Raw genomic sequence first — 17,809 nt, forward strand, 5'->3', positions numbered from 1 at the left:
GGCTCAGACTCCGACGGCGCGTTCCAGGTCTTTCAGCGACTCCTCCAGATGCGCGAGCAGCCGCTGCAAATGCGGGACGCTACGCCGGCACCCGACCAGCCCGAAGTCGAGCTTGTCGGCATTGCTCACCAGCGTGATGTTCAACGCCTGGCCGTCGAGAATCGCCGACAGCGGGTAGCTGCCGTCCAGGCGGGCGCCGCCGTAGTACATCTGCTCACGGGGTCCCGGAACGTTGGAGATGATGATGTTGAACGGCGGTGACGTCGAATTCACCCATCCGGGAACCACCGACATCGCCAGCGCGCTCATGTTCACCGCGGAAAGCGCCAACGCCTGTGCTCGCGGCAGCTGGGAGAACACCGTCTTGTTCTTGTACATCGACTCGCTGATCGTCTCCAGCCGGTTGGCGGGATCCTCGATGTCGGTGGCCAGGTTGCACAGGATGGCGCCGACCAGGTTTCCGCCGGCATCGGCCTCGTCCTCACGGCGCAGGCTCACCGGGACCATCGACAAGAGCGGCGTTTCCGGCAGTGCATCCCGCTCGAGGAGGTAGTAACGCAACGCACCCGAACACATCGCCAGGACGACGTCGTTGAGCGTGACGCCCGCCGCGTTTTTGACGTTCTTGATGCGGTCCACCGACCATGACTGCGCGGCACACCGGCGGGCGCCGCCGATCTTGACGTTGAGCATCGTGCGCGGGGCGCCGAACGGCAGCGTGAGTTGCTGTTCGAACAGCGCCGCACGGGCCAATGACAACGTCGACGGGGCAAGTGCGGCAAGGGATCCCGCCGCATGCATCAACGCACTCAACCGCGACGTCGGCGCGGATTTGCGCTTGGATTTAGGTAGGCTCCAGGGTGCCCGGATCTCGGTGTCCTCGGGATCGGCGGACAGTGCGCGTTGCATCAGCTTCAGCGCCGAGACGCCGTCGATCAGCGAGTGATGCATCTTGGTGTAGATCGCGAACCGGCCGTCCTTGAGTCCCTCGATCACGTACGCCTCCCATAGCGGGCGGTGGCGATCGAGCAGGGCGCTGTGCAGCAGCGAGGTCAGCTCGAGCAGATCGCGGACCCGCCCAGGCGAGGGCAGCGCGGAGCGCCGGACGTGATAGTCGATATCGAGGTCCTTGTCGTAGGACCACCCGAGGTTGGCGATGCCGCCCAAGAAGGTCGCCGGACGCTTGAGAAAGGTGGGCTGGAAATCACGCTGGACCACCAAGCTGTCGTAGAACTCCCGCACAAACTCCGGACCGGCGCCGCCCGGGGGTTCGTACAGCTGCAGGCCACCGACGTGCATGGGGTGTTCACGGGATTCGCCCAGCAGAAAGATCCCGTCGGCGGGGTTCATCAGTTCCATCACCCAATTAGACCGCGATCGAGGTGGGAAGCGAAGGCGCAATCCTGCGCAACCATGCCGGGACAGCGTCGCGTTGCGCCTGGGCGCACCGGCGGCTGACCAGACGCCGGCGGTCACGCCTTTGCGTACATCGCCTCGATCTCGTTGGCGAACCGCATCCTGACGATGTTTCTCTTCACCTTCAGAGTGGGAGTCAGTTCACCGGTGAGCACGGTGAAGTCGACCGGCAAGATCCGGAATTTGCGGATCGATTCGGCATGCGACACCGCACGATTGGCTTGTTCGACCGCTCCGCCGATCTCGCTGACCAATTCGGGGTCGTCGGTCAGATCTGCGACAGAGTCGGTCGCGCCCTTACCGTGGTGCTGCTTCCACACCTCGAAGCCCTCAGGGTCGATCGCGATGAGCGCGGCCACGAAGGGCCTGTTGTCGCCGACCACCATCGCCTGACTGATCAGCGGGTGTGCCCGCAGCTGATCTTCGAGGACGGCCGGGGCAACGTTTTTGCCGCCCGCGGTGACGATGATTTCCTTTTTGCGGCCGATGATCGACAAGTAGCCGTCGTCGTCCATCGTGCCGAGATCGCCGGTGTGGAACCACCCGTTGGTGATCGCCTCTCGGGTGGCCTTGTCGTTGTGCCAGTACGCGCTGAACACGACGCCGCCGCGCACCAGCACCTCGCCGTCGTTGGCGATCGCCATGCTGTTGCCGGGCAACAGCTTTCCCACCGTGCCAAGACGCTCCTCGCCGATCAGGTTCACCGTGATCGCGGCGCTGGTCTCAGTGAGGCCGTAGCCCTCATAAATGGTCAGGCCCGCGCCCCGGTAGAAGTGGCACAAGCGCTTGCCCAGCGGGGCCCCACCGGAAACCGCCGCGTGGCAGTCGCCGCCCAGCGCAGTGCGCAATTTGTGGTAGACCAGCCGATCGAACAGAGCGTGCCTGGCTCGCAATAGCGGCCCCGGACCACCGGCATCCAGCGCCATGCTCCACTCGATCGCCGCCCGCACGGCCGCCTCGAAGATCCCCCGCCTCCCGCTGTCGTGGGCTTTCAATTCTGCTGTGTTGTAGACCTTTTCGAAGACACGCGGAACTGACACGACGACAGTGGGCTTGAACGCGGCCAAGGTCGGAATCAGGTGTTTGATGTCGCCGGTGTAGCCGATGGTGACTTTGGTGGCAAAGGCCGACATCGACAATGCGCGGGCCAATACGTGAGCCAGCGGCAAGAACACCAGCAGCCGTTGGCCCTTGCACAGCAAAGTCGGGAAATACATTGCCGCACCACGTGTCTCGTAGAGCAGATTGGAATGCGTCAACTGGCAGCCCTTAGGCCGGCCCGTTGTACCCGAGGTATAGATCAGCGTCGCGGGGTCCGCGGCCCGCAGTGCCGCCAGCCGCTTGGTCAGTTCGCCCGCTTCGACCGATTTCCCGGACGTGGCCAGCTCCTCGAGCGCGGATAGCCCGCCCGTCTCGAGGTGCAGGATCTTGCGCAGTGCGGGCAGTTCGGTGCTCAGTTCCTTGACCAATTGGCCGTGAGCATCGCTTTGGGTGATCACCAACACCGCGCCCGAATCCTCCAGCACCCAGCGGACCTGCTCGGCCGACGAGGTGTCGTAGATGGGGACGGTGACCGCTCCGACCGAGAGGATCGCGTAGTCGAGAATCACCCACTCGTAGCAGGTGGCCGCCAAGATCGCCACGCGGTCTCCGGCGTTCACCCCCTCCGCGATCAGGCCGAGCGCGGTTTCCCTGATCTGCTGAGCGGCTTGCGCGCAGGTCACATCCCGCCACACGTCGTTGACCAGACGCTGAAAGATCACATGATCGGGGTCGTCCCGCTCATGCGCATACACACTGGCGACGATGCTGTCACGCTCGTCGATGCTGAAGTTCGCGGGAACGCTGAATTCACGCATGATCAGACGACTCTCGAAGACAGTGGGTATCCACGAGACCCACCTCCTGGCTGTAGCTATTCCTGGCCCGACGCTAACCGCACTGACCGCGCGGTTCCAGTGGCCATAGGTCCCGGCCTCGAGGGCCGATGGACTCATAGGGTTCAGCTTTCGCCGATCGACCACACCGAGGTGGCGATAAGGTCTCCGCGGTCCAGGGCGGCGGCGCGATGTTCGTGGACCTTGAGATAGTCCTGATTCGTCACCATGTCGATGAAGGCCTGCGGCGACGGGTATTCAACGACGAGAATCGCATCCCACCAAGGCTTTTCACCCTCACCGATCACTGCCGCAGGTGATCCGCCCATATAGCGGACCACGGCACCGGCACGTTCGAGATGCGGTGTGACCTCGCGCCCGTACTGGGCGTAGCGCTCCAGGCCGCCCTCGGCCTTGAACTTCAGGAGGTTGATCATCACCACCGGCGCGTCGGCCGGCCGCGCGGCGAGCGCCGCGAATTGCTCGGGGGTGGGTTGCAGCTCGCTCATCTGAATCTCCCTGCCGTCGTGCGATCACATGCGAGACGAAAGTACCTCGACTCCCTCACCGCTGCGGCGCGAAAGCGCCCACGGCCTTCCCGCGAGCACGGTCACTACTTAGAGCAGATCGGTGATGGTCTTCAGACCCGCCTCGTAGAGCACGCCGGGCATCATGCCGCCGTCGCATTCGATCGTGGTGCCGTTGACGAAGTCGGCCTGCCCGCCGGCCAGGAAAACGCAGACGCGTCCGACCTCTTCGGGCTCACCGGCGCGGCGCATCGGAACGGCGGCGAAGTATTTCTCCCCGGTCGGATCGTCTTTGGGCAACACGAACGAGCGGAAGTTCTCGGTCATCGTGGGACCCAGGGCCACGCAGTTGACGCGCACCTTCGGCCCCCACTCCTCGGCCAGTGATCGGGTGAGGTGGTTGAGGCCACTCTTGGCCGCCCCGTAGGAGACCAGGGTCGGCGAGCCCGCCGGGTGCCCGGCGCCGCTGGAGATATTGATGATGCATCCGACGCCGTCCTGGGTCGCCATTTGCCGATAGGCCCGGATGGCGAACCAGAGCGGGCTGATCAGGTTCATCTGGACGGCGAACGCGTGGAAGAGCGCAGTGCGTTCGTACTCGTCGTCGCTCGGCGGCGCGCCCTGAATCCGTTGCACGAGTTCGGGAATGCTCTCCACATGTGGCGCGGGAACGGTGCCGCCGGCGTTGTTGACCAGGATGTCGACCCGGCCGTGAGTGGCGACCACGTCTTCGACGAAGGAATCGATCGAGCCGCAGTCGCCCTGATCGCAGACGCGCTGCGAGGCCCGTGGCGCCCATTCGGAGTCGGCGTCGACGCCCGGGATGGTGTCCAACGGCCCGCGTGAACAGCCGATGACGGTGGCGCCGGCACGCAGCAGTTCATGTGCGATGCCGACGCCCACGCCCCGGCTGGTTCCGGTGACGATTGCGATCTTGCCCTCGAGGACGCTCATGAACAGCCCTTCCTACCCGAAGCCATGATTGACAGTGACTGTCAGCGGGTCATACTGTGCCATTTCGGTCGTTGGCATGTAAAGGCGTGCAATCGAAAGGACACCGATGAGTAGTTCGGCCAAGCTTCGCGTCATTCAATGGGCGACGGGCGGTGTGGGCAAGGCCGCCATCGCGTGCGTGCTCAACCACCCGCAGCTCGAACTCGCCGGCTGTTGGGTGCACAGCGCAGAGAAGAACGGAGTCGACGTCGGCCGGATCATCGGAACGCAGGACCTTGGCGTGACCGCCACGTCGAGCATCGACGAGATTCTGGCGATGGACGCGGACTGCGTGATGTACAGCCCGTTGGTGCCTAACGACGACGAGGTCATCGCCATCCTGCGGTCCGGCAAGAACGTGGTCACCCCGGTTGGCTGGGTCTACCCGGATCCGGGCAACAAGCGTCACCAAGCCGTCGCCGATGCCGCAGTGGAAAGCGGTGTGACCCTGCATGGTTCGGGTATTCACCCTGGCGGCATCACGGAGCGGTTCCCGCTGATGATCTCGTCGCTCTCCTCCGCGGTCACCCACGTGCGCGCCGAGGAGTTCTCCGACATCCGCACCTACAACGCACCGGATGTGGTGCGCCACATCATGGGTTTCGGCGGTACTCCCGAAGAGGCCATGGGGGGACCCATGGCCAGCCTGCTCGAGGCCGGATTCAAGCAGTCGGTGCGAATGATTGCCGATCACATGGGATTCCGCATCGACCCCAATATCAGGACCATACAAGACGTCGCGGTGGCGACAGCCGAAATCGACTACGCCCCATTCCCGATCACCAAGGGCTCGGTTGCCGCGCGCCGGTTCCGCTGGCAGGCTCTGGTCGACGGCGAACCCGTCATCACGGCTGCCGTCAACTGGCTGATGGGTGAGGAAAACCTGGATCCCGCATGGGATTTCGGAGGAATCGGCGAGCGATTCGAGGTGGAGATCACCGGCGACCCGGACGTGAAACTCACTTTCAAAGGCCTGCAACCGGAGACGATCGAAGAGGGGCTGATCAAGAATCCGGGCGTGGTGGTCACCGCCAACCATTGCATCAACGCCATCCCGGACGTTTGCCTGGCAGAGCCGGGTATCAAGACCTACCTGGATCTGCCGCTGTTCGCCGGGCGTCCGGCGCCCAATCTCGCGAAGCCATCGTGACCGGCGAAAGCGTGCTCGACGACGTGTCGTTCTGCCACCTCGTCGTCGGTGTTACCGACATGGACCGCGCGCTGGCGTTCTACCGGGGCGTGCTCGGAATGGAGATCGTCTTCGAATCCCTGATATCCGGCGAGCCTTTCGACGCGGTGCTGCACGCCAACCGCAAACAAGAGGGCCGGGTGGTCGGTGGCCTGCTGGGCGGGTTGATGATCGAGCTGCTGTCTCTGGGCAGCAGGCCGGCCACCGATCGGGTAGCTCGGCGGGGCATCACCGGCATTCACAACGTGTCGTTGTCGGTCACCGATCTCGACGACACCCACCGACGCGTCATCGCCGCCGGTTACCCGCCCGATCAGGAGCCATTCGAGATCGGCGGAGTCCGAATGTTTTTCGTGAAAGACCCGGACGGCACACCGGTGGAATTCATCGAACTGCCCGACGGGGTGCGTAGCACCTACGAAATGTACCGCGGCGTACGGCTACAGATGGGACCCGCCAGATGAGCTACACCCATCCCGATTCGATGCGCGGCCACGTCGCCATCATTACCGGTGCGGCTCAAGGCGTGGGCAAGGGCACCGCGACGGCGCTGCTGGAACGCGGCGCATCGGTGGTGCTGGCCGACATACAGGCCGACGTCTTGGACGCGACGGCCAACGAGCTCAAGGACTTGGGTCCGGTCGCAAGCGTCGTCGCCGACCTGCGCGACCCAGAGAGCGCGCAGCGGATCACCGCGGCCGCGGTCGATGCATTCGGGACCGTGCACGGGCTGGTCAACAATGCCATTGCCACCAACGAGCCCAAGGCATTCGTCGACATCACCCTCGAGGACTTCGCGCTCGGCCATGACGTCGGCCCCCGCGCGACCTTCCTGCTGATGCAGGCCGTGCACCCGTTGATGGTCAAGGCCGGCGGCGGGTCGATCGTCAACCTCGGCTCCGGCACCGGAACCGGCGGCGAACCCAAGTGGGGCGGTTACGCCACCGCCAAGGAAGGCATCCGCGGCTTGTCCAAGGTCGCGGCGCTGGAATGGGGACGCGACAACATCCGCGTCAACGTCATCTGCCCGTTCGCCGAATCCGACGGCGTCAAGTTCTGGAAGTCGTTTGCGCCCAAGGAATATGACAAGGCCGTAGCGCGTGTTCCGATGAAGCGCATCGGCGACGTCCGCACCGATGTGGGAGCGCTGGTGGCGTTCCTGCTGGGCAGTGACGCCACGTTCATCACCGGTCAGACCATTCACGTCGACGGTGGGATCGGCTGCTTCCGGTGACCGGCGAGTCGCTGCGGGATCGCCAGCGGGCTCAGATCCGCGCCGATATCCGGCGCGCGGCGTTCCGGCTGTTTGTCGAACGCGGATACGACGCGGTAACCACCGAGGAGATCGCAACTGCCGCAGGCGTTTCGCCACGAACCTTCTTCCGGCATGTGCCGACCAAGGAGGAGTTGCTGCTGGCGCCGGTCCGCCACGGCGGCGCCGCGATCGTCAATCACCTCGAAAAGCGCCCCGCCACCGAGGCGCCCGACGTTGCTCTGATCAACGCCATCATCACGCGGACCCAGTCGTTCGACCAGTCCGACTGCGAGGAGTGGCGCGCCGCCTTGCTGGTTGCTCCGGGCCTGCTCGACAAGGCAACGATCCACACTCCCGCCGACAAGGAGCGGGCGATGAAACTCGTCGCCGAACGCATGGGCACCGACCCCGAAGCCGATATGCGGCCCGGGCTGCTGATCCAGCTCGCCTTCGGTGCTGCCGATTTCGCGTTCCAGCAGTGGGTACTGCGGTCGGCCAACCGACAGCCGCTGGACCGCTATGTGATCGAGGCTCTCGAGGCGGTCAAGAGCAGCTACTGGAAGCGAAGACGCTCCACGAACTAGGTCGTCGGAGATTCATCCTCACACACCACTGGCGGTCTGATTCGATATCTGTTTATATAGATGTATGTCGAATCAGACTACGGCGGCGTGTTGCGCGAGTCTCGGGGTGGCGCCGCTGGACGACTCGCAGGCCGCAACCTTGGCGACGATGTTCAAAGCGCTGAGCGACCCGGTACGTCTGCGGTTGCTGAGCCTGATCGCCAGCCATCCCGGCGGCGAGGCTTGTGTGTGCGAAATCTCCGCAACGTTCGATGTCTCCCAACCGACGATTTCTCACCACCTCAAATTGTTGCGCTCAGCGGGTCTGATCAACTGCGAGCGACGCGGCACCTGGGTGTACTACTGGGTGATTCCCACCGCATTGCAGCAACTTTCGTCGGCATTGAAGGTCGACGGCGTAGCCGACGCGAGAGTGGAGTGCCACCCGTGACGAGGCCGGGAACACAGGCGGTCGCAGCGGACACCGTCGCCCGGCTTTCGCTCCTGGACCGGATGCTTCCGGTGTGGATCGGAGTGGCCATGGCGGCCGGTCTGCTGATCGGCCGGGCGGTGCCCGGTTTGGGATCGGCGCTGAGCACCGTCGAAGTCGACGGCGTTTCGCTGCCGATTGCGGCCGGTCTGCTGGTCATGATGTATCCGGTACTGGCCAAGGTTCGTTATAACCAGCTCGGCGAGATCACCAGTGACCGCAAACTGCTGGTGTCCTCGCTGGTACTCAACTGGTTGATCGGCCCGGCAGTGATGTTCGCGTTGGCATGGCTGCTGCTCGCCGACCTGCCCGCGTACCGCACCGGGCTGATCATCGTCGGGCTGGCTCGCTGCATCGCGATGGTGATCATTTGGAATGACTTGGCGTGCGGCGATCGCGAAGCCGCCGCCGTTCTGGTCGCGCTCAATTCACTCTTCCAGGTGGCGATGTTCGCCGTCCTGGGCTGGTTCTATCTTTCGGTGCTGCCCGGCTGGCTGGGCTTGCCGCAAACCGGTATCAACGTTTCCCCCTGGGATATCGCCAAATCCGTGCTCGTCTTTCTCGGCATTCCGCTGCTAGCCGGGTACCTGTCCCGCTGGCTAGGCGAACGAACCAAGGGCCGTCATTGGTATGAGACCCAGTTCCTTCCCCGTGTCGGACCGTGGGCCTTGTACGGACTGCTGTTCACCATCGTCATCCTGTTCGCGTTGCAAGGTCACCAAATCACCTCCCGGCCTTTGGATGTCGCGCGAATCGCGATCCCGCTACTGGTCTACTTCGCGATCATGTGGGCTGGCGGATATGCCCTTGGATTGGCACTGCGGCTCGGTTATGCCCGGACCACCACGTTGGCGTTCACCGCTGCCGGCAACAACTTCGAACTGGCGATCGCGGTGGCGATTGGCACCTACGGCGTCGCGTCCGGGCAGGCTCTCGCCGGAGTGGTCGGACCCTTGATCGAGGTCCCCGTCCTCGTCGGGCTCGTCTACGTCTCCCTGGCGCTTCGGGGTCGGCTCTTTCGTAAGACGTCAGACGCGGACAGGAGGGAGGGCGATGGCTGACGATCCAAGTGTCCTATTCGTGTGTGTGCACAATGCCGGCCGCTCCCAAATGGCCGCGGCGCTGCTGATGCATCTGGCCGGAGACCGTATCGAAGTTCGTTCGGCGGGAACTGAACCCGCCGATCGCCTGAACCCCGTGGTGATCACGGCGATGTCCGAACTCGGAATCGACCTCGCCGGCCGGACGCCTCGGCTTCTGACCGGCGAGGCCGTACAGTCCAGCGACGTCGTGATCACCATGGGCTGCGGTGACAGGTGCCCGTACTTTCCCGGCGTCTCCTACCGCGACTGGCAGCTGCCGGATCCCGCCGGCCAAACCCTGGAAGCCGTGCGCGCCATCCGCGATGACATCGCCCGCCGCGTCAGGGCGCTGATCGCCGAACTCCTGCCCACCACCTCGAGCACATAACCGCAGCCGAAGAAAGGAACCGCCATGTCGCGAGTGCAACTAGCCCTCAACGTCGACAATCTCGACGAGGCAATTACCTTTTACTCCAAGCTTTTTGACACCGCGCCCGCCAAGGTCAAACCCGGCTACGCCAATTTCGCCATCACCTCGCCCCCGCTCAAGCTGGTCCTGATTGAAAACCCGGACCACGGCGGTACCCTCAACCACCTCGGCGTTGAAGTTGGCGACAGCGACACGGTGCACGCCGAGATCGGCCGGCTTACCAACGAAGGCCTGTTCACCGAGGAGGAACTCAACAGCACCTGCTGCTTCGCAGCCCAGGACAAGGTTTGGGTCACCGGCCCCGACGGCGAGCGGTGGGAGGTCTACACCGTCTTAGCCGACTCGGATACCTTCGGTCCCGGGACAGACGAAGCCTGCTGCACGGCCTCCTAGCGCCGACCGCGTCTCACGCTTGCTCGTCCTGTATGCCAAACGCGTTGACCGCCATGGCCAGTAGGCAGTAGCCCCCGATGGTGAACACCAGGTCCATGCGTTCGGGGTCGGTGAAGTGGCGGCCCAACTGATCCCAGGTGGCTGCAGAAATGGTCCCGGTATCGACCAGATCGTCCGCCGCGGCCAGTACCGACCGGTCGGTGTCGCCGGCGAGTTGCCCGTCACGAATGGCGTCGATCTCGTCGGCGCTCAACCCTGCCCGGCGCGCGATCGGGAGGTGATGCGACCACAGGTAGGGGCAGTTGCGCCGGTGCACTGCCCGAAGCAGCGCGATCTCCCGTACCCGTGGCGACAGCGTGGAGCCGTTGAGCAGGTAGGCGTTGAACGGCAGATACGCCCGCGTCAGATCGGGATGGCGCACCAGCGTCGACAAGATATTGCCGGCGCCTTCGGGGTGGGCCCGCTCGGCGGGGATCAGCGACGCGATGGCGCGCCGGCTGCGCTCGTCCCATTCGTCGGCCGGCAGCGGGGTTAGCCGCGGCGGGTGTCGGTCGGTCATGTGGGCCTACTGGATCGGCTCGTCACCCAGCACGGTGGTACGCAGCATTTCGCGCTGCGAGTCGGGGTCATACGGCGCCGCGCGGTGCAGCACGCCGCGGTTGTCCCAGATGACGGTGTCGCCGATCGACCAGTTGTGGCTGTAGACCTTGTCCGGGGTGGTGGCGCGTACCAGCAGCTGCTCCAGCAGGGCGCGGCCTTCCTCCAGATCCATGCCGACCACGTAGTCGGCGGAAGCCCCCAGCACCAACGACTTTCGGCCGCTGCGATGTGTCCACACCAGGGGGTGTTCGTGGGTGCGCCGCGACCGCCACTGTTGCAACTGCTTCGGAGTGGGGTCGGGCGTGACGCGTCGTTGGGAGGCTTCCAGCGAGTGCACCACCCGCAACGCGCCGCACCGCTCTTTCTCGTCGTCGGTCAACGCATCGTAAGCCGCGTAGGACGAGGCGAATTCGGTTTCGCCGCCCCGCTGGGCGACCTGCTTAGCGGAGAGGACGGTGGCTTTTTGCGGGTAGTCGTCACCGGTCGGCGTGCAGCCGTCGATATGCCAGTCGAACGTCGCTTTGAGATAGGCCGCCGAGGAGTTCTTTGACTTGTCCAGCGTGACGGGGTAGATGCCGGCGACCGGGTGATGACCGTCCGAGGAGTAGTCGATGGCACCGAGTCGGTGGCAGAACGCGACCTGGGCTTCCGGCTCCAGGTGCAGCCCGCGGAAGACCAGAACACCGTTGTCCTCCAAGGCATCCAAGATGGTTTGACCGACCGGGTCGTCGGCGGCGAGGTGGGCGGGATCCAGGCCGGCGACTTCGGCGCCGACGGAGTCGCTGAGCTTGGTGACGGTGAGCAGACTCATGGCCTGTCCTTTCTGGCAGTGACGATCCAAAGTGTCTGCCGCGGTTAAGGAATGGGTTCGCCGGTGCGGATCATCACCGCGTCCGCGGCGTCGGTCGGAGCGGGTTGATGCATGACCTCGACGGCCATGGCGACCATGATCAGGGCGTAGATCAGGTGCAGCAGGTTCAGGGCATCGTCGGGCAAGTCGTCCAGCGGGAACTTATCGCAATAGTCGATGGCCTCTTCGAGCCGTGGGAAGAATGCGTCGTAGAACGCGTGCATGTCGGCCATGGTGCTGGCCATCCGCGCGTTCCAGCGTTCGGTTTCGGTGGCCAGGCACCAAACTCGGGCGTAGGTTTCCAGCTCTGCGAATCCGGTGGGCAGCAAGGTGTCCGGCATGGTCACACTCCTGCGGGCGTCTTTTCGCGGCGGTAGGCCTCAACCCAGGCCACGACGGTCTTGTGCAGATGGCGTACCAGGATCTCCTGGTCGTTGAGCGGAAACCTGTCGACAATGCCGTACTCCAACGCGGCCTGGGTACCACCGAGCATGCCGGCGTCCTGCAGCGCGAACTCCTTGAGAACCACGGCGGCGACTTCATGTTCGATGCGCTCGCGCACGCTGCGCGCCGGGCTGAAGTACGTGTAGGCCTCGAACCGGTGTGTGTTGTGGGAGGTCGGCCAGTACCGGTACAGCAGATACCAACCGCCGTAGATCAATATCTCGAGGTTGGGGAAGATCTGGAAGTTGCTGATGCCCCACGGCTCGATGCCACCGGGGTTCAGTCCGGTCGGCAACTCGCCGATGTCCGGGGTGCGCCAGGGCCCGACGAGCCCACTCTTGGTTACCCGCTCGATCGGATACATGTACTCGTCGGGCAGCAGCCAGCGGCGCCGTCCCGCCGTCGACACCAACCGGTGTGGACCGTCGAGTTGGAAATGGCCGCAGGTGAATCCGGCCTTGGGGTCACGTACCTCCGGGGGTACCTGCTGCGAGTGCAGGGACGGCACGTGGTAGTACTCCTGGAACGCGTCGGCGAAGATCTTCCAGTTGCTGTTGTTGTGAGCGACCCATTCGTAGCGCTCGGTCAGTTTGTCGAAGGGGTAGCCATCCAGACCGGTGATCATCGGACCCAGGAACTCACGCAGACTCTGTCGGGGTTCCGCGTCAAAGTTGATGAAAATGAAGCCATTCCAGATGTCGCAGTGCACCGGCTTCAGGCCATAGTCGGCGGTGTCGAGATCGAAGAACTCCGATTCCTGCTGCACGAACTTCAACGTGCCGTCGAGGTCGTAGCGCCAGCCGTGGTACTTGCAGGTGAACTGACGGCACGTGCCGCGGGTCTGTTCGTTGGGAAAGTCGTTCCACACCAGTTTGTTTCCGCGGTGACGACAGACGTTGTAGAAGGCCCGGATTTGTTCGTCGCGCCCCTTGACCAGAACGACCGAGGTTCGGGCGACCTCTATTTCCTTGGTGACGTAGCTGCCGACGCGCGGCAGCTCGTCGACGCGGGCGACATTGAGCCAAGCACGTTTGAAGACCGCTTCACGTTCGGCCTCGAAGAACTCTTCCGAGGTGGAGTCGGCGAAGGAGACGTCGCCGGTGCCCAACTCGGGATAGTGCTCGGTCCAGGAGCCCTCCGGGGGCCTACCCGCTCGCAACATCTGAACCTCCCTGTGCGACTGTCACATCACCGCTCCGCCGTTAACCCCGAGCACCTGCCCGGTGATGAAACCGGCTTCTTCGGAGACCAGAAACCCCACCGCAGCGGCGATATCGGCCCCGGTGCCCAGATGGCCCAACGGGATATTGCTGGCGATCTCCGCGTTGGACTTGAGGTATCCCGAGGCCTGCGCCTGGTGCTGCATCGGGGTTTCGATGCCCGAGGGCGGAATGTTGTTCACGGTGATCCCGTATGGGGCGTACTCACGGGCCAGCGACTTGGTAAGCGTGATGACCGCACCCTTCGACGCCGCATAATGTGCGGCGAACGGTGACCCCCGCTGAGCGCTGGACGACGAAATCATAACGATCCTGCCCCATTTCGCGGCGACCATGTCCGGCAGCGCGAGCTGGCAACTGTGAAACGTCCCGGTCAGGTTGACATCGATGATCTTCGCCCAGGACTCGGGGGTGATCTCGGAGAACGGCGAAAAGCCGAACATCCCGGCGCTGGTCACCAACACCGACACCGGGCCCAACTCGCTGCGAAGTTTGGCGAATGCCTGCTCGACGCCGGCCCGGTCGGTGACATCGACGCCGACGCCGGTCGCCGCGGTTCCGGCCGCGCGTAGATCTTCGGTAACCCGTTGTGCTGCATGCTCATTGATGTCGAGGACGGCGACGTCGAGCCCACGTCGGGCGAGCTCGTGACAGGTCGCCTCACCCATGCCGGAAGCGCCGCCGGTCACCACCGCAACCTTGCTCACTCGTAAACCACCCGCACCGTGGCGCTCGTCGGCAGGGCCTGACACGTCAGCACCCAGCCTTCGGCCACTTCATCGACCTCGAGCGCGTCGTTATTGAGCATCCGGGCACATCCCTCGGTCAGCCGCGCCATACATGTTCCGCACGAGCCGACTTCACACGACGACGGCGGAGCAAGGCCGGCCATCCGTGCGGTCTGCAGCAAGGTGTCGCCTGCCGAGTAGGCCACCGTGGTGGTGGTTCGATCCAGCTCGATAGTCACCTTTTCGGTGGCGACACCGGCAGGTCCGGCATACGCGGGCGCACGGGACTCCTGCATGAAGGCAGAGTATCAAGTACTTGTTATTCATCTCAAGTACTGGTTATATCCCGCTGGGTGAGCTCGTTCCCGGTGCCCTTTTCCACGACGCGGCCCAGCAATTCGCGCAGCGTCTCTTGCTCCTCGGCACTGAGCACGCCGAATACCTGTTCGTGTGCGGCGATGGCGTCACTGAGGACCTCGGTGACGACGTCTCGGCCCTGGTCGGTCAGATAGGCGCGCAGGATGCGCTTGTGCTGCGGATCTTGCTTGCGTTCCACCAAGCCGCGCCGTTCGAGTGCGGTGAGTGCCAGTTGCAGGCCTTGTGGGCTGATCAACAGGCGCCGGGCCAGTTCGGCACCCGAGAGGCCGGGTTCATTGGAGAGCTGGCGCAGCACACCGATTTGTGCGGTGCTCACGCCGTGGGCGCTGATCGCGTCGTTAACGGTGGTCAGCGAGAAGTAGAACGCCTGCTTGAGCAGCCACAGGATGTTCTCGGTGAGTTCCATAGCTGTCTCCTCCGTCACGGCGCCGTCGTCTTGTAGATGTGGCCGTTCTTCATCACAAACGAGACGTCGAGTGTGGCGGCAATGTCAACGCAGGGATCACCCGCAACGGCGATGATGTCGGCGAGATAGCCGGGCGCGAGGCGGCCCAGCTCGTGGTCGGCCTCCACGAGTTCGGCGGCCACCACCGTGGCCGCACGGATCGCTTGCATCGGCGTCATGCCCCGGTCCACCAGCGCGCGGATCTCCTTGGCGTTCTGGCCGTGCGGAATCGCCGGCGCGTCCGAGCCGCAGGCGATGCGAACGCCAGCGGCAATCGCCTTGGGCAGCATGGCTTTTGCGCGGGGGAATACCTCCTGCGCCTTCTTGCGGAGTTCCGGCGCGATCCGGTCGATCGCCATCGCCTCGGTCAGATACGTGGTGGAAACTAGGAAGGTGCCGTGGTCGACCATCATCTGAATCGTGTCGTCGGTGGCCAGGAATCCGTGTTCGATGCAGTCGATTCCGGCCCGTATGCACGCGCGGATCGCGGAGTCGCCGACGGCATGCGCGGCCACTCGGACCCCAGCGCGGTGCGCCTCGTCGGCGATGGCGGCGAATTCCGCGTCCGAATACTGCTGGGCGCCCGGGGCAGTGCTGTGCGACATGACGCCGCCGGACGCCGATACCTTGATCAGCTTGGCGCCGTGGCGAATCTGGTAGCGAACACAGGCGATAACGTCGGGCACTCCGTTGGCGATGCCCTCGGCGACCGACAACGGCATCACCCCGGGGGCCAGCCGTTGGAATACCGTGGGATCCAGGTGCCCGCCGTAGGGAGTCACCGCATGGCCGGCGGGATAGATGCGCGGACCGGCGTGCCAGCCCTGGTCGATCGCCCGCTGTAGTGCGACGTCGAGCAGATACCCGCCGGTCTTGACCATCAGGCCGAGGTTGCGCACGGTGGTGAACCCGGCCTCCAGCGTCGTACGCGCATTCACCGCGCCCCGCAGTGTCCGATACGCGGGATCGTCCTGAACGCCGTGCATCGGGGCCGGCAAGCCGTCGGGACCACCGGGGCCGCCGATGAGCAGGTTGAGTTCCATGTCCATCAGGCCCGGCAGCAGCGTGACGTCCCCGAGGTCGATGATCGTCGCCGAATCCGCAACTGGCCCTTGGGGATTTATCGCGGTGATGCGGTCACCCTCGACCACCACCACCGCCGGCGAATTGACCTGGCCGGAGTCGACGTCGGCCCAGCGGGCGGCCCGCAGGACAGTGGTCATGGAACGGGCTCGGACACGCAATCAAGCGACGCCGCACCGGAGTCGGGAACGCGCGGCTGTTTCCAGCACTCCACCGGAAACGACACCATGATCATCGAATACAGCAAGTGCATCAGATTGAGGACATCTTCGGGCAGGTCGTCGAGCGGGAACTTGTCGCAGTAGGAGAGGGCCTCCTCCGCGCGCGGAGTGATCGCGTCGTAAAAGGCCTTCATCTCGGTCATCGAACTGGCCAACCGCTTGGCGTAGCGCTCCGGCTCGGTCGGCAGACACCATTGCGCAAAGGCCTCGAGGTCGGCGAATTCGGTTGGCAGCAACCCAGACATCGCGGTCACACCCCCGCCTTCGATGCCGCGGCGGTGCGCCGATACTCCTCGATCCATGCCGCTGTCTCCTTGTGCAGGTGCCGGATCAGGATCTCCTGGTCGCAGAGCAGGAACCGGTCCAGCACCTCAGACTCGATCATCGACTGGGTCGCTTCCAAGGTATTGGCGTCCTGCAGGCCATATTCCTTGAACGACACCGCGGCCAGTTCCTGAGCGACTCGTTCCCGCGGGGTGCGCGGCCGCGGGAAATACAGGGTGCCCTCGAAGATGTGGCTGTTGTAAGAGGTCGGCCAGTAGTGGTAGGTCAGATACCAGCCCTGCCCCCAGATGAGAATGACGAAGTTGGGGAAGATTTGAAACGAATCCAGGCCCCACGGTTCACATTTCGCGGGATTCAGTCCGGGCGGCATTTCGCCCAGATCGGGCTTGTCCCAGGGCCCGAACAAACCGCTCTGACAGATGTCCTCGATCGGCTTGCGCATGTCCGCGGCCATCTCCCAGGCCCGGACACCCGAGGTGCTCACCAGCCGGTGCGGGCCGTCCAGGCGATAGTGCGGCGCTTCAAAACCCGCCTCGGCAGCGGCTTTTGAATACGCGGTCGGCGACTGGTTCGCGTGCAGTACCGGCGCGTGATAGAACTCCTGGAACGCATCCATGTATAGCTTCCAGTTCGCCTTCACCTGCGAGCGGTAAGCCCACCGCGACGTCATCTGACCGAAGGGGTAGCCCTCCAACCCGGTCACCATCGGCCCTAGGAAATTTCGCAACGACTGCTCGGGCTTCTTCGCGAAGTTGACGAAGATGAAGCCTTCCCAGACCTCGCAGTGCACCGACACCAGCCCGTATCGGCTCTTGTCGAGATCGAAGAACTCCTCCTCCTGCTGGACGAAGGTGAGGTTGCCGTCCAGGTCGTAACGCCACGCGTGGTACTTGCAGGTGAACTGCCTGCATACTCCGCTAGTCTCCTCGAGAGGCATGTCGTTCCACACCAGCTTGTTGCCACGATGCCGGCAGATGTTGTGATACGCCTTTACCTCGCCAGATCCTGTACGCACCAAGATGATTGAGGTGTTGACGACCTTAAGCTCCTTGGTAAAGTAGCTGCCCTTGCGTGGAATCTGGTCAACGCGACCGACATTCAGCCAGGCCCGCTTGAAGATCGCATCCCGCTCCAGGTCGTGGATCTGCGGGCTGATCGAGTCCTCATAGGACACCGGCGCGGTGCCCAGTTCGGGGTAATGCTGCGTCCAGCTCCCCTCCGACGGCTTGGGAAATCGAGGCATGACCGCTCTCCTGTCGGTTCCGATGTCGGATTCCTCGGGCTAGCCCGCAGAACTCCGTCGGGCCGACGGTATATCCTCGAACCGTTAATCACAAGTA

The 17,809-nt window shown here is 64.0% G+C and carries 19 protein-coding genes and 2 pseudogenes; 7 read left to right on the forward strand and 14 right to left on the reverse strand.

Annotated elements, in window-relative coordinates; all coding sequences use genetic code 11:
* Positions 1 to 3: 3 nt before the first annotated feature.
* The 4 genes from MAAFP003_RS26065 to MAAFP003_RS26080 all read right to left on the reverse strand — a co-directional run bounded on the left by MAAFP003_RS26065 (position 4) and on the right by MAAFP003_RS26080 (position 4,774).
* Positions 4 to 1,359: a WS/DGAT/MGAT family O-acyltransferase gene (locus MAAFP003_RS26065; protein WP_096290487.1), complete on the reverse strand. Its 1,356-nt coding sequence runs from the start codon at positions 1,357 to 1,359 to the stop codon at positions 4 to 6.
* Positions 1,360 to 1,472: 113 nt separating this feature from the next.
* Positions 1,473 to 3,275, reverse strand: a complete 1,803-nt coding sequence (locus MAAFP003_RS26070) for an AMP-dependent synthetase/ligase (RefSeq protein WP_096290488.1) — start codon at positions 3,273 to 3,275, stop codon at positions 1,473 to 1,475.
* A 143-nt stretch (positions 3,276 to 3,418) separates the two neighbouring features.
* Complete coding sequence (locus MAAFP003_RS26075) at positions 3,419 to 3,802, reverse strand: DUF1330 domain-containing protein (protein WP_096290489.1); 384 nt, start codon at positions 3,800 to 3,802, stop codon at positions 3,419 to 3,421.
* A gap of 108 nt (positions 3,803 to 3,910) precedes the next feature.
* Entirely contained in the window at positions 3,911 to 4,774 is an 864-nt protein-coding gene (locus MAAFP003_RS26080; protein ID WP_096290490.1) for an SDR family NAD(P)-dependent oxidoreductase, read from the reverse strand.
* 106 nt (positions 4,775 to 4,880) lie between these two features.
* On the opposite strand from MAAFP003_RS26080, the gene MAAFP003_RS26085 reads away from it, so the two are divergent.
* The 7 genes and pseudogenes from MAAFP003_RS26085 to MAAFP003_RS26120 all read left to right on the forward strand — a co-directional run bounded on the left by MAAFP003_RS26085 (position 4,881) and on the right by MAAFP003_RS26120 (position 10,215).
* The gene (locus tag MAAFP003_RS26085; protein WP_096290491.1) at positions 4,881 to 5,963 is read left to right on the forward strand and encodes an NAD(P)H-dependent amine dehydrogenase family protein; all 1,083 of its coding nucleotides are present in this window, start codon (positions 4,881 to 4,883) and stop codon (positions 5,961 to 5,963) included.
* Positions 5,960 to 6,466, forward strand: a complete 507-nt coding sequence (locus MAAFP003_RS26090) for a VOC family protein (RefSeq protein WP_096290492.1) — start codon at positions 5,960 to 5,962, stop codon at positions 6,464 to 6,466. The genes MAAFP003_RS26085 and MAAFP003_RS26090 overlap by 4 nt, the downstream gene beginning before the upstream one ends.
* Positions 6,463 to 7,236 carry an SDR family NAD(P)-dependent oxidoreductase gene (locus MAAFP003_RS26095; protein ID WP_096290493.1) on the forward strand — a complete coding sequence of 258 codons (774 nt, stop codon included), beginning with the start codon at positions 6,463 to 6,465 and terminating at the stop codon, positions 7,234 to 7,236. Before MAAFP003_RS26090 ends, MAAFP003_RS26095 begins: the two co-directional genes overlap by 4 nt.
* Entirely contained in the window at positions 7,233 to 7,841 is a 609-nt protein-coding gene (locus MAAFP003_RS26100) for a TetR/AcrR family transcriptional regulator (protein WP_096290494.1), read from the forward strand. Before MAAFP003_RS26095 ends, MAAFP003_RS26100 begins: the two co-directional genes overlap by 4 nt.
* Positions 7,842 to 7,905: 64 nt before the next feature.
* Entirely contained in the window at positions 7,906 to 8,271 is a 366-nt protein-coding gene (locus MAAFP003_RS26105; protein WP_096290495.1) for an ArsR/SmtB family transcription factor, read from the forward strand.
* A gap of 62 nt (positions 8,272 to 8,333) precedes the next feature.
* Positions 8,334 to 9,780: pseudogene (gene arsB, locus MAAFP003_RS26110) on the forward strand (ACR3 family arsenite efflux transporter).
* A 24-nt stretch (positions 9,781 to 9,804) separates the two neighbouring features.
* Complete coding sequence (locus MAAFP003_RS26120) at positions 9,805 to 10,215, forward strand: ArsI/CadI family heavy metal resistance metalloenzyme (RefSeq protein WP_096290497.1); 411 nt, start codon at positions 9,805 to 9,807, stop codon at positions 10,213 to 10,215.
* 13 nt (positions 10,216 to 10,228) lie between these two features.
* Here the strand turns inward: MAAFP003_RS26120 and MAAFP003_RS26125 are convergent, their stop codons facing one another.
* The 10 genes and pseudogenes from MAAFP003_RS26125 to MAAFP003_RS26170 all read right to left on the reverse strand — a co-directional run bounded on the left by MAAFP003_RS26125 (position 10,229) and on the right by MAAFP003_RS26170 (position 17,712).
* The gene (locus MAAFP003_RS26125) at positions 10,229 to 10,774 is read right to left on the reverse strand and encodes a carboxymuconolactone decarboxylase family protein (protein WP_096290498.1); all 546 of its coding nucleotides are present in this window, start codon (positions 10,772 to 10,774) and stop codon (positions 10,229 to 10,231) included.
* A 6-nt stretch (positions 10,775 to 10,780) separates the two neighbouring features.
* A complete protein-coding gene (locus MAAFP003_RS26130; RefSeq protein ID WP_096290499.1) occupies positions 10,781 to 11,626 on the reverse strand; it encodes a TauD/TfdA dioxygenase family protein in 846 nt (281 codons plus the stop codon).
* Positions 11,627 to 11,670: 44 nt separating this feature from the next.
* A complete protein-coding gene (locus tag MAAFP003_RS26135; RefSeq protein WP_096291434.1) occupies positions 11,671 to 12,006 on the reverse strand; it encodes a hypothetical protein in 336 nt (111 codons plus the stop codon).
* A gap of 2 nt (positions 12,007 to 12,008) precedes the next feature.
* Positions 12,009 to 13,271, reverse strand: coding sequence for an aromatic ring-hydroxylating oxygenase subunit alpha (locus tag MAAFP003_RS26140; protein WP_096290500.1), 1,263 nt, complete (start codon positions 13,269 to 13,271; stop codon positions 12,009 to 12,011).
* A gap of 21 nt (positions 13,272 to 13,292) precedes the next feature.
* Entirely contained in the window at positions 13,293 to 14,036 is a 744-nt protein-coding gene (locus MAAFP003_RS26145; RefSeq protein ID WP_096290501.1) for an SDR family NAD(P)-dependent oxidoreductase, read from the reverse strand.
* Positions 14,033 to 14,299: pseudogene (locus MAAFP003_RS26150) on the reverse strand (2Fe-2S iron-sulfur cluster-binding protein); the annotation flags it as partial. The gene MAAFP003_RS26145 and the pseudogene MAAFP003_RS26150, both read right to left, overlap by 4 nt.
* Before the next feature lie 86 nt (positions 14,300 to 14,385).
* Positions 14,386 to 14,841 carry a MarR family winged helix-turn-helix transcriptional regulator gene (locus MAAFP003_RS26155; protein ID WP_096290503.1) on the reverse strand — a complete coding sequence of 152 codons (456 nt, stop codon included), beginning with the start codon at positions 14,839 to 14,841 and terminating at the stop codon, positions 14,386 to 14,388.
* A gap of 14 nt (positions 14,842 to 14,855) precedes the next feature.
* On the reverse strand, positions 14,856 to 16,103 hold the full coding sequence (locus MAAFP003_RS26160) for a metal-dependent hydrolase family protein (RefSeq protein WP_096290504.1): 1,248 nt from the start codon (positions 16,101 to 16,103) through the stop codon (positions 14,856 to 14,858).
* Positions 16,100 to 16,429 (reverse strand): hypothetical protein, encoded by a 330-nt coding sequence (locus MAAFP003_RS26165; protein WP_096291435.1) that lies wholly within the window; start codon positions 16,427 to 16,429, stop codon positions 16,100 to 16,102. Before MAAFP003_RS26165 ends, MAAFP003_RS26160 begins: the two co-directional genes overlap by 4 nt.
* A gap of 5 nt (positions 16,430 to 16,434) precedes the next feature.
* Positions 16,435 to 17,712 carry an aromatic ring-hydroxylating oxygenase subunit alpha gene (locus tag MAAFP003_RS26170; RefSeq protein WP_096290505.1) on the reverse strand — a complete coding sequence of 426 codons (1,278 nt, stop codon included), beginning with the start codon at positions 17,710 to 17,712 and terminating at the stop codon, positions 16,435 to 16,437.
* Positions 17,713 to 17,809 lie beyond the last annotated feature (97 nt).

The organism is Mycobacterium ahvazicum (assembly GCF_900176255.2).
GTDB lineage: Bacteria > Actinomycetota > Actinomycetes > Mycobacteriales > Mycobacteriaceae > Mycobacterium > Mycobacterium ahvazicum.

What these genes read in the sequence shown, in the direction of transcription:
- MAAFP003_RS26065 (WP_096290487.1), bottom strand. Translation starts at nt 1,359, where the DNA reads ATGGAACTGATGAACCCCGCCGACGGGATCTTTCTGCTGGGCGAATCC.
- MAAFP003_RS26070 (WP_096290488.1), bottom strand. Translation starts at nt 3,275, where the DNA reads ATGCGTGAATTCAGCGTTCCCGCGAACTTCAGCATCGACGAGCGTGAC.
- MAAFP003_RS26075 (WP_096290489.1), bottom strand. Translation starts at nt 3,802, where the DNA reads ATGAGCGAGCTGCAACCCACCCCCGAGCAATTCGCGGCGCTCGCCGCG.
- MAAFP003_RS26080 (WP_096290490.1), bottom strand. Translation starts at nt 4,774, where the DNA reads ATGAGCGTCCTCGAGGGCAAGATCGCAATCGTCACCGGAACCAGCCGG.
- MAAFP003_RS26085 (WP_096290491.1), top strand. Translation starts at nt 4,881, where the DNA reads ATGAGTAGTTCGGCCAAGCTTCGCGTCATTCAATGGGCGACGGGCGGT.
- MAAFP003_RS26095 (WP_096290493.1), top strand. Translation starts at nt 6,463, where the DNA reads ATGAGCTACACCCATCCCGATTCGATGCGCGGCCACGTCGCCATCATT.
- MAAFP003_RS26105 (WP_096290495.1), top strand. Translation starts at nt 7,906, where the DNA reads ATGTCGAATCAGACTACGGCGGCGTGTTGCGCGAGTCTCGGGGTGGCG.
- MAAFP003_RS26120 (WP_096290497.1), top strand. Translation starts at nt 9,805, where the DNA reads ATGTCGCGAGTGCAACTAGCCCTCAACGTCGACAATCTCGACGAGGCA.
- MAAFP003_RS26125 (WP_096290498.1), bottom strand. Translation starts at nt 10,774, where the DNA reads ATGACCGACCGACACCCGCCGCGGCTAACCCCGCTGCCGGCCGACGAA.
- MAAFP003_RS26130 (WP_096290499.1), bottom strand. Translation starts at nt 11,626, where the DNA reads ATGAGTCTGCTCACCGTCACCAAGCTCAGCGACTCCGTCGGCGCCGAA.
- MAAFP003_RS26135 (WP_096291434.1), bottom strand. Translation starts at nt 12,006, where the DNA reads ATGCCGGACACCTTGCTGCCCACCGGATTCGCAGAGCTGGAAACCTAC.
- MAAFP003_RS26140 (WP_096290500.1), bottom strand. Translation starts at nt 13,271, where the DNA reads ATGTTGCGAGCGGGTAGGCCCCCGGAGGGCTCCTGGACCGAGCACTAT.
- MAAFP003_RS26155 (WP_096290503.1), bottom strand. Translation starts at nt 14,841, where the DNA reads ATGGAACTCACCGAGAACATCCTGTGGCTGCTCAAGCAGGCGTTCTAC.
- MAAFP003_RS26160 (WP_096290504.1), bottom strand. Translation starts at nt 16,103, where the DNA reads ATGACCACTGTCCTGCGGGCCGCCCGCTGGGCCGACGTCGACTCCGGC.
- MAAFP003_RS26165 (WP_096291435.1), bottom strand. Translation starts at nt 16,429, where the DNA reads ATGTCTGGGTTGCTGCCAACCGAATTCGCCGACCTCGAGGCCTTTGCG.
- MAAFP003_RS26170 (WP_096290505.1), bottom strand. Translation starts at nt 17,712, where the DNA reads ATGCCTCGATTTCCCAAGCCGTCGGAGGGGAGCTGGACGCAGCATTAC.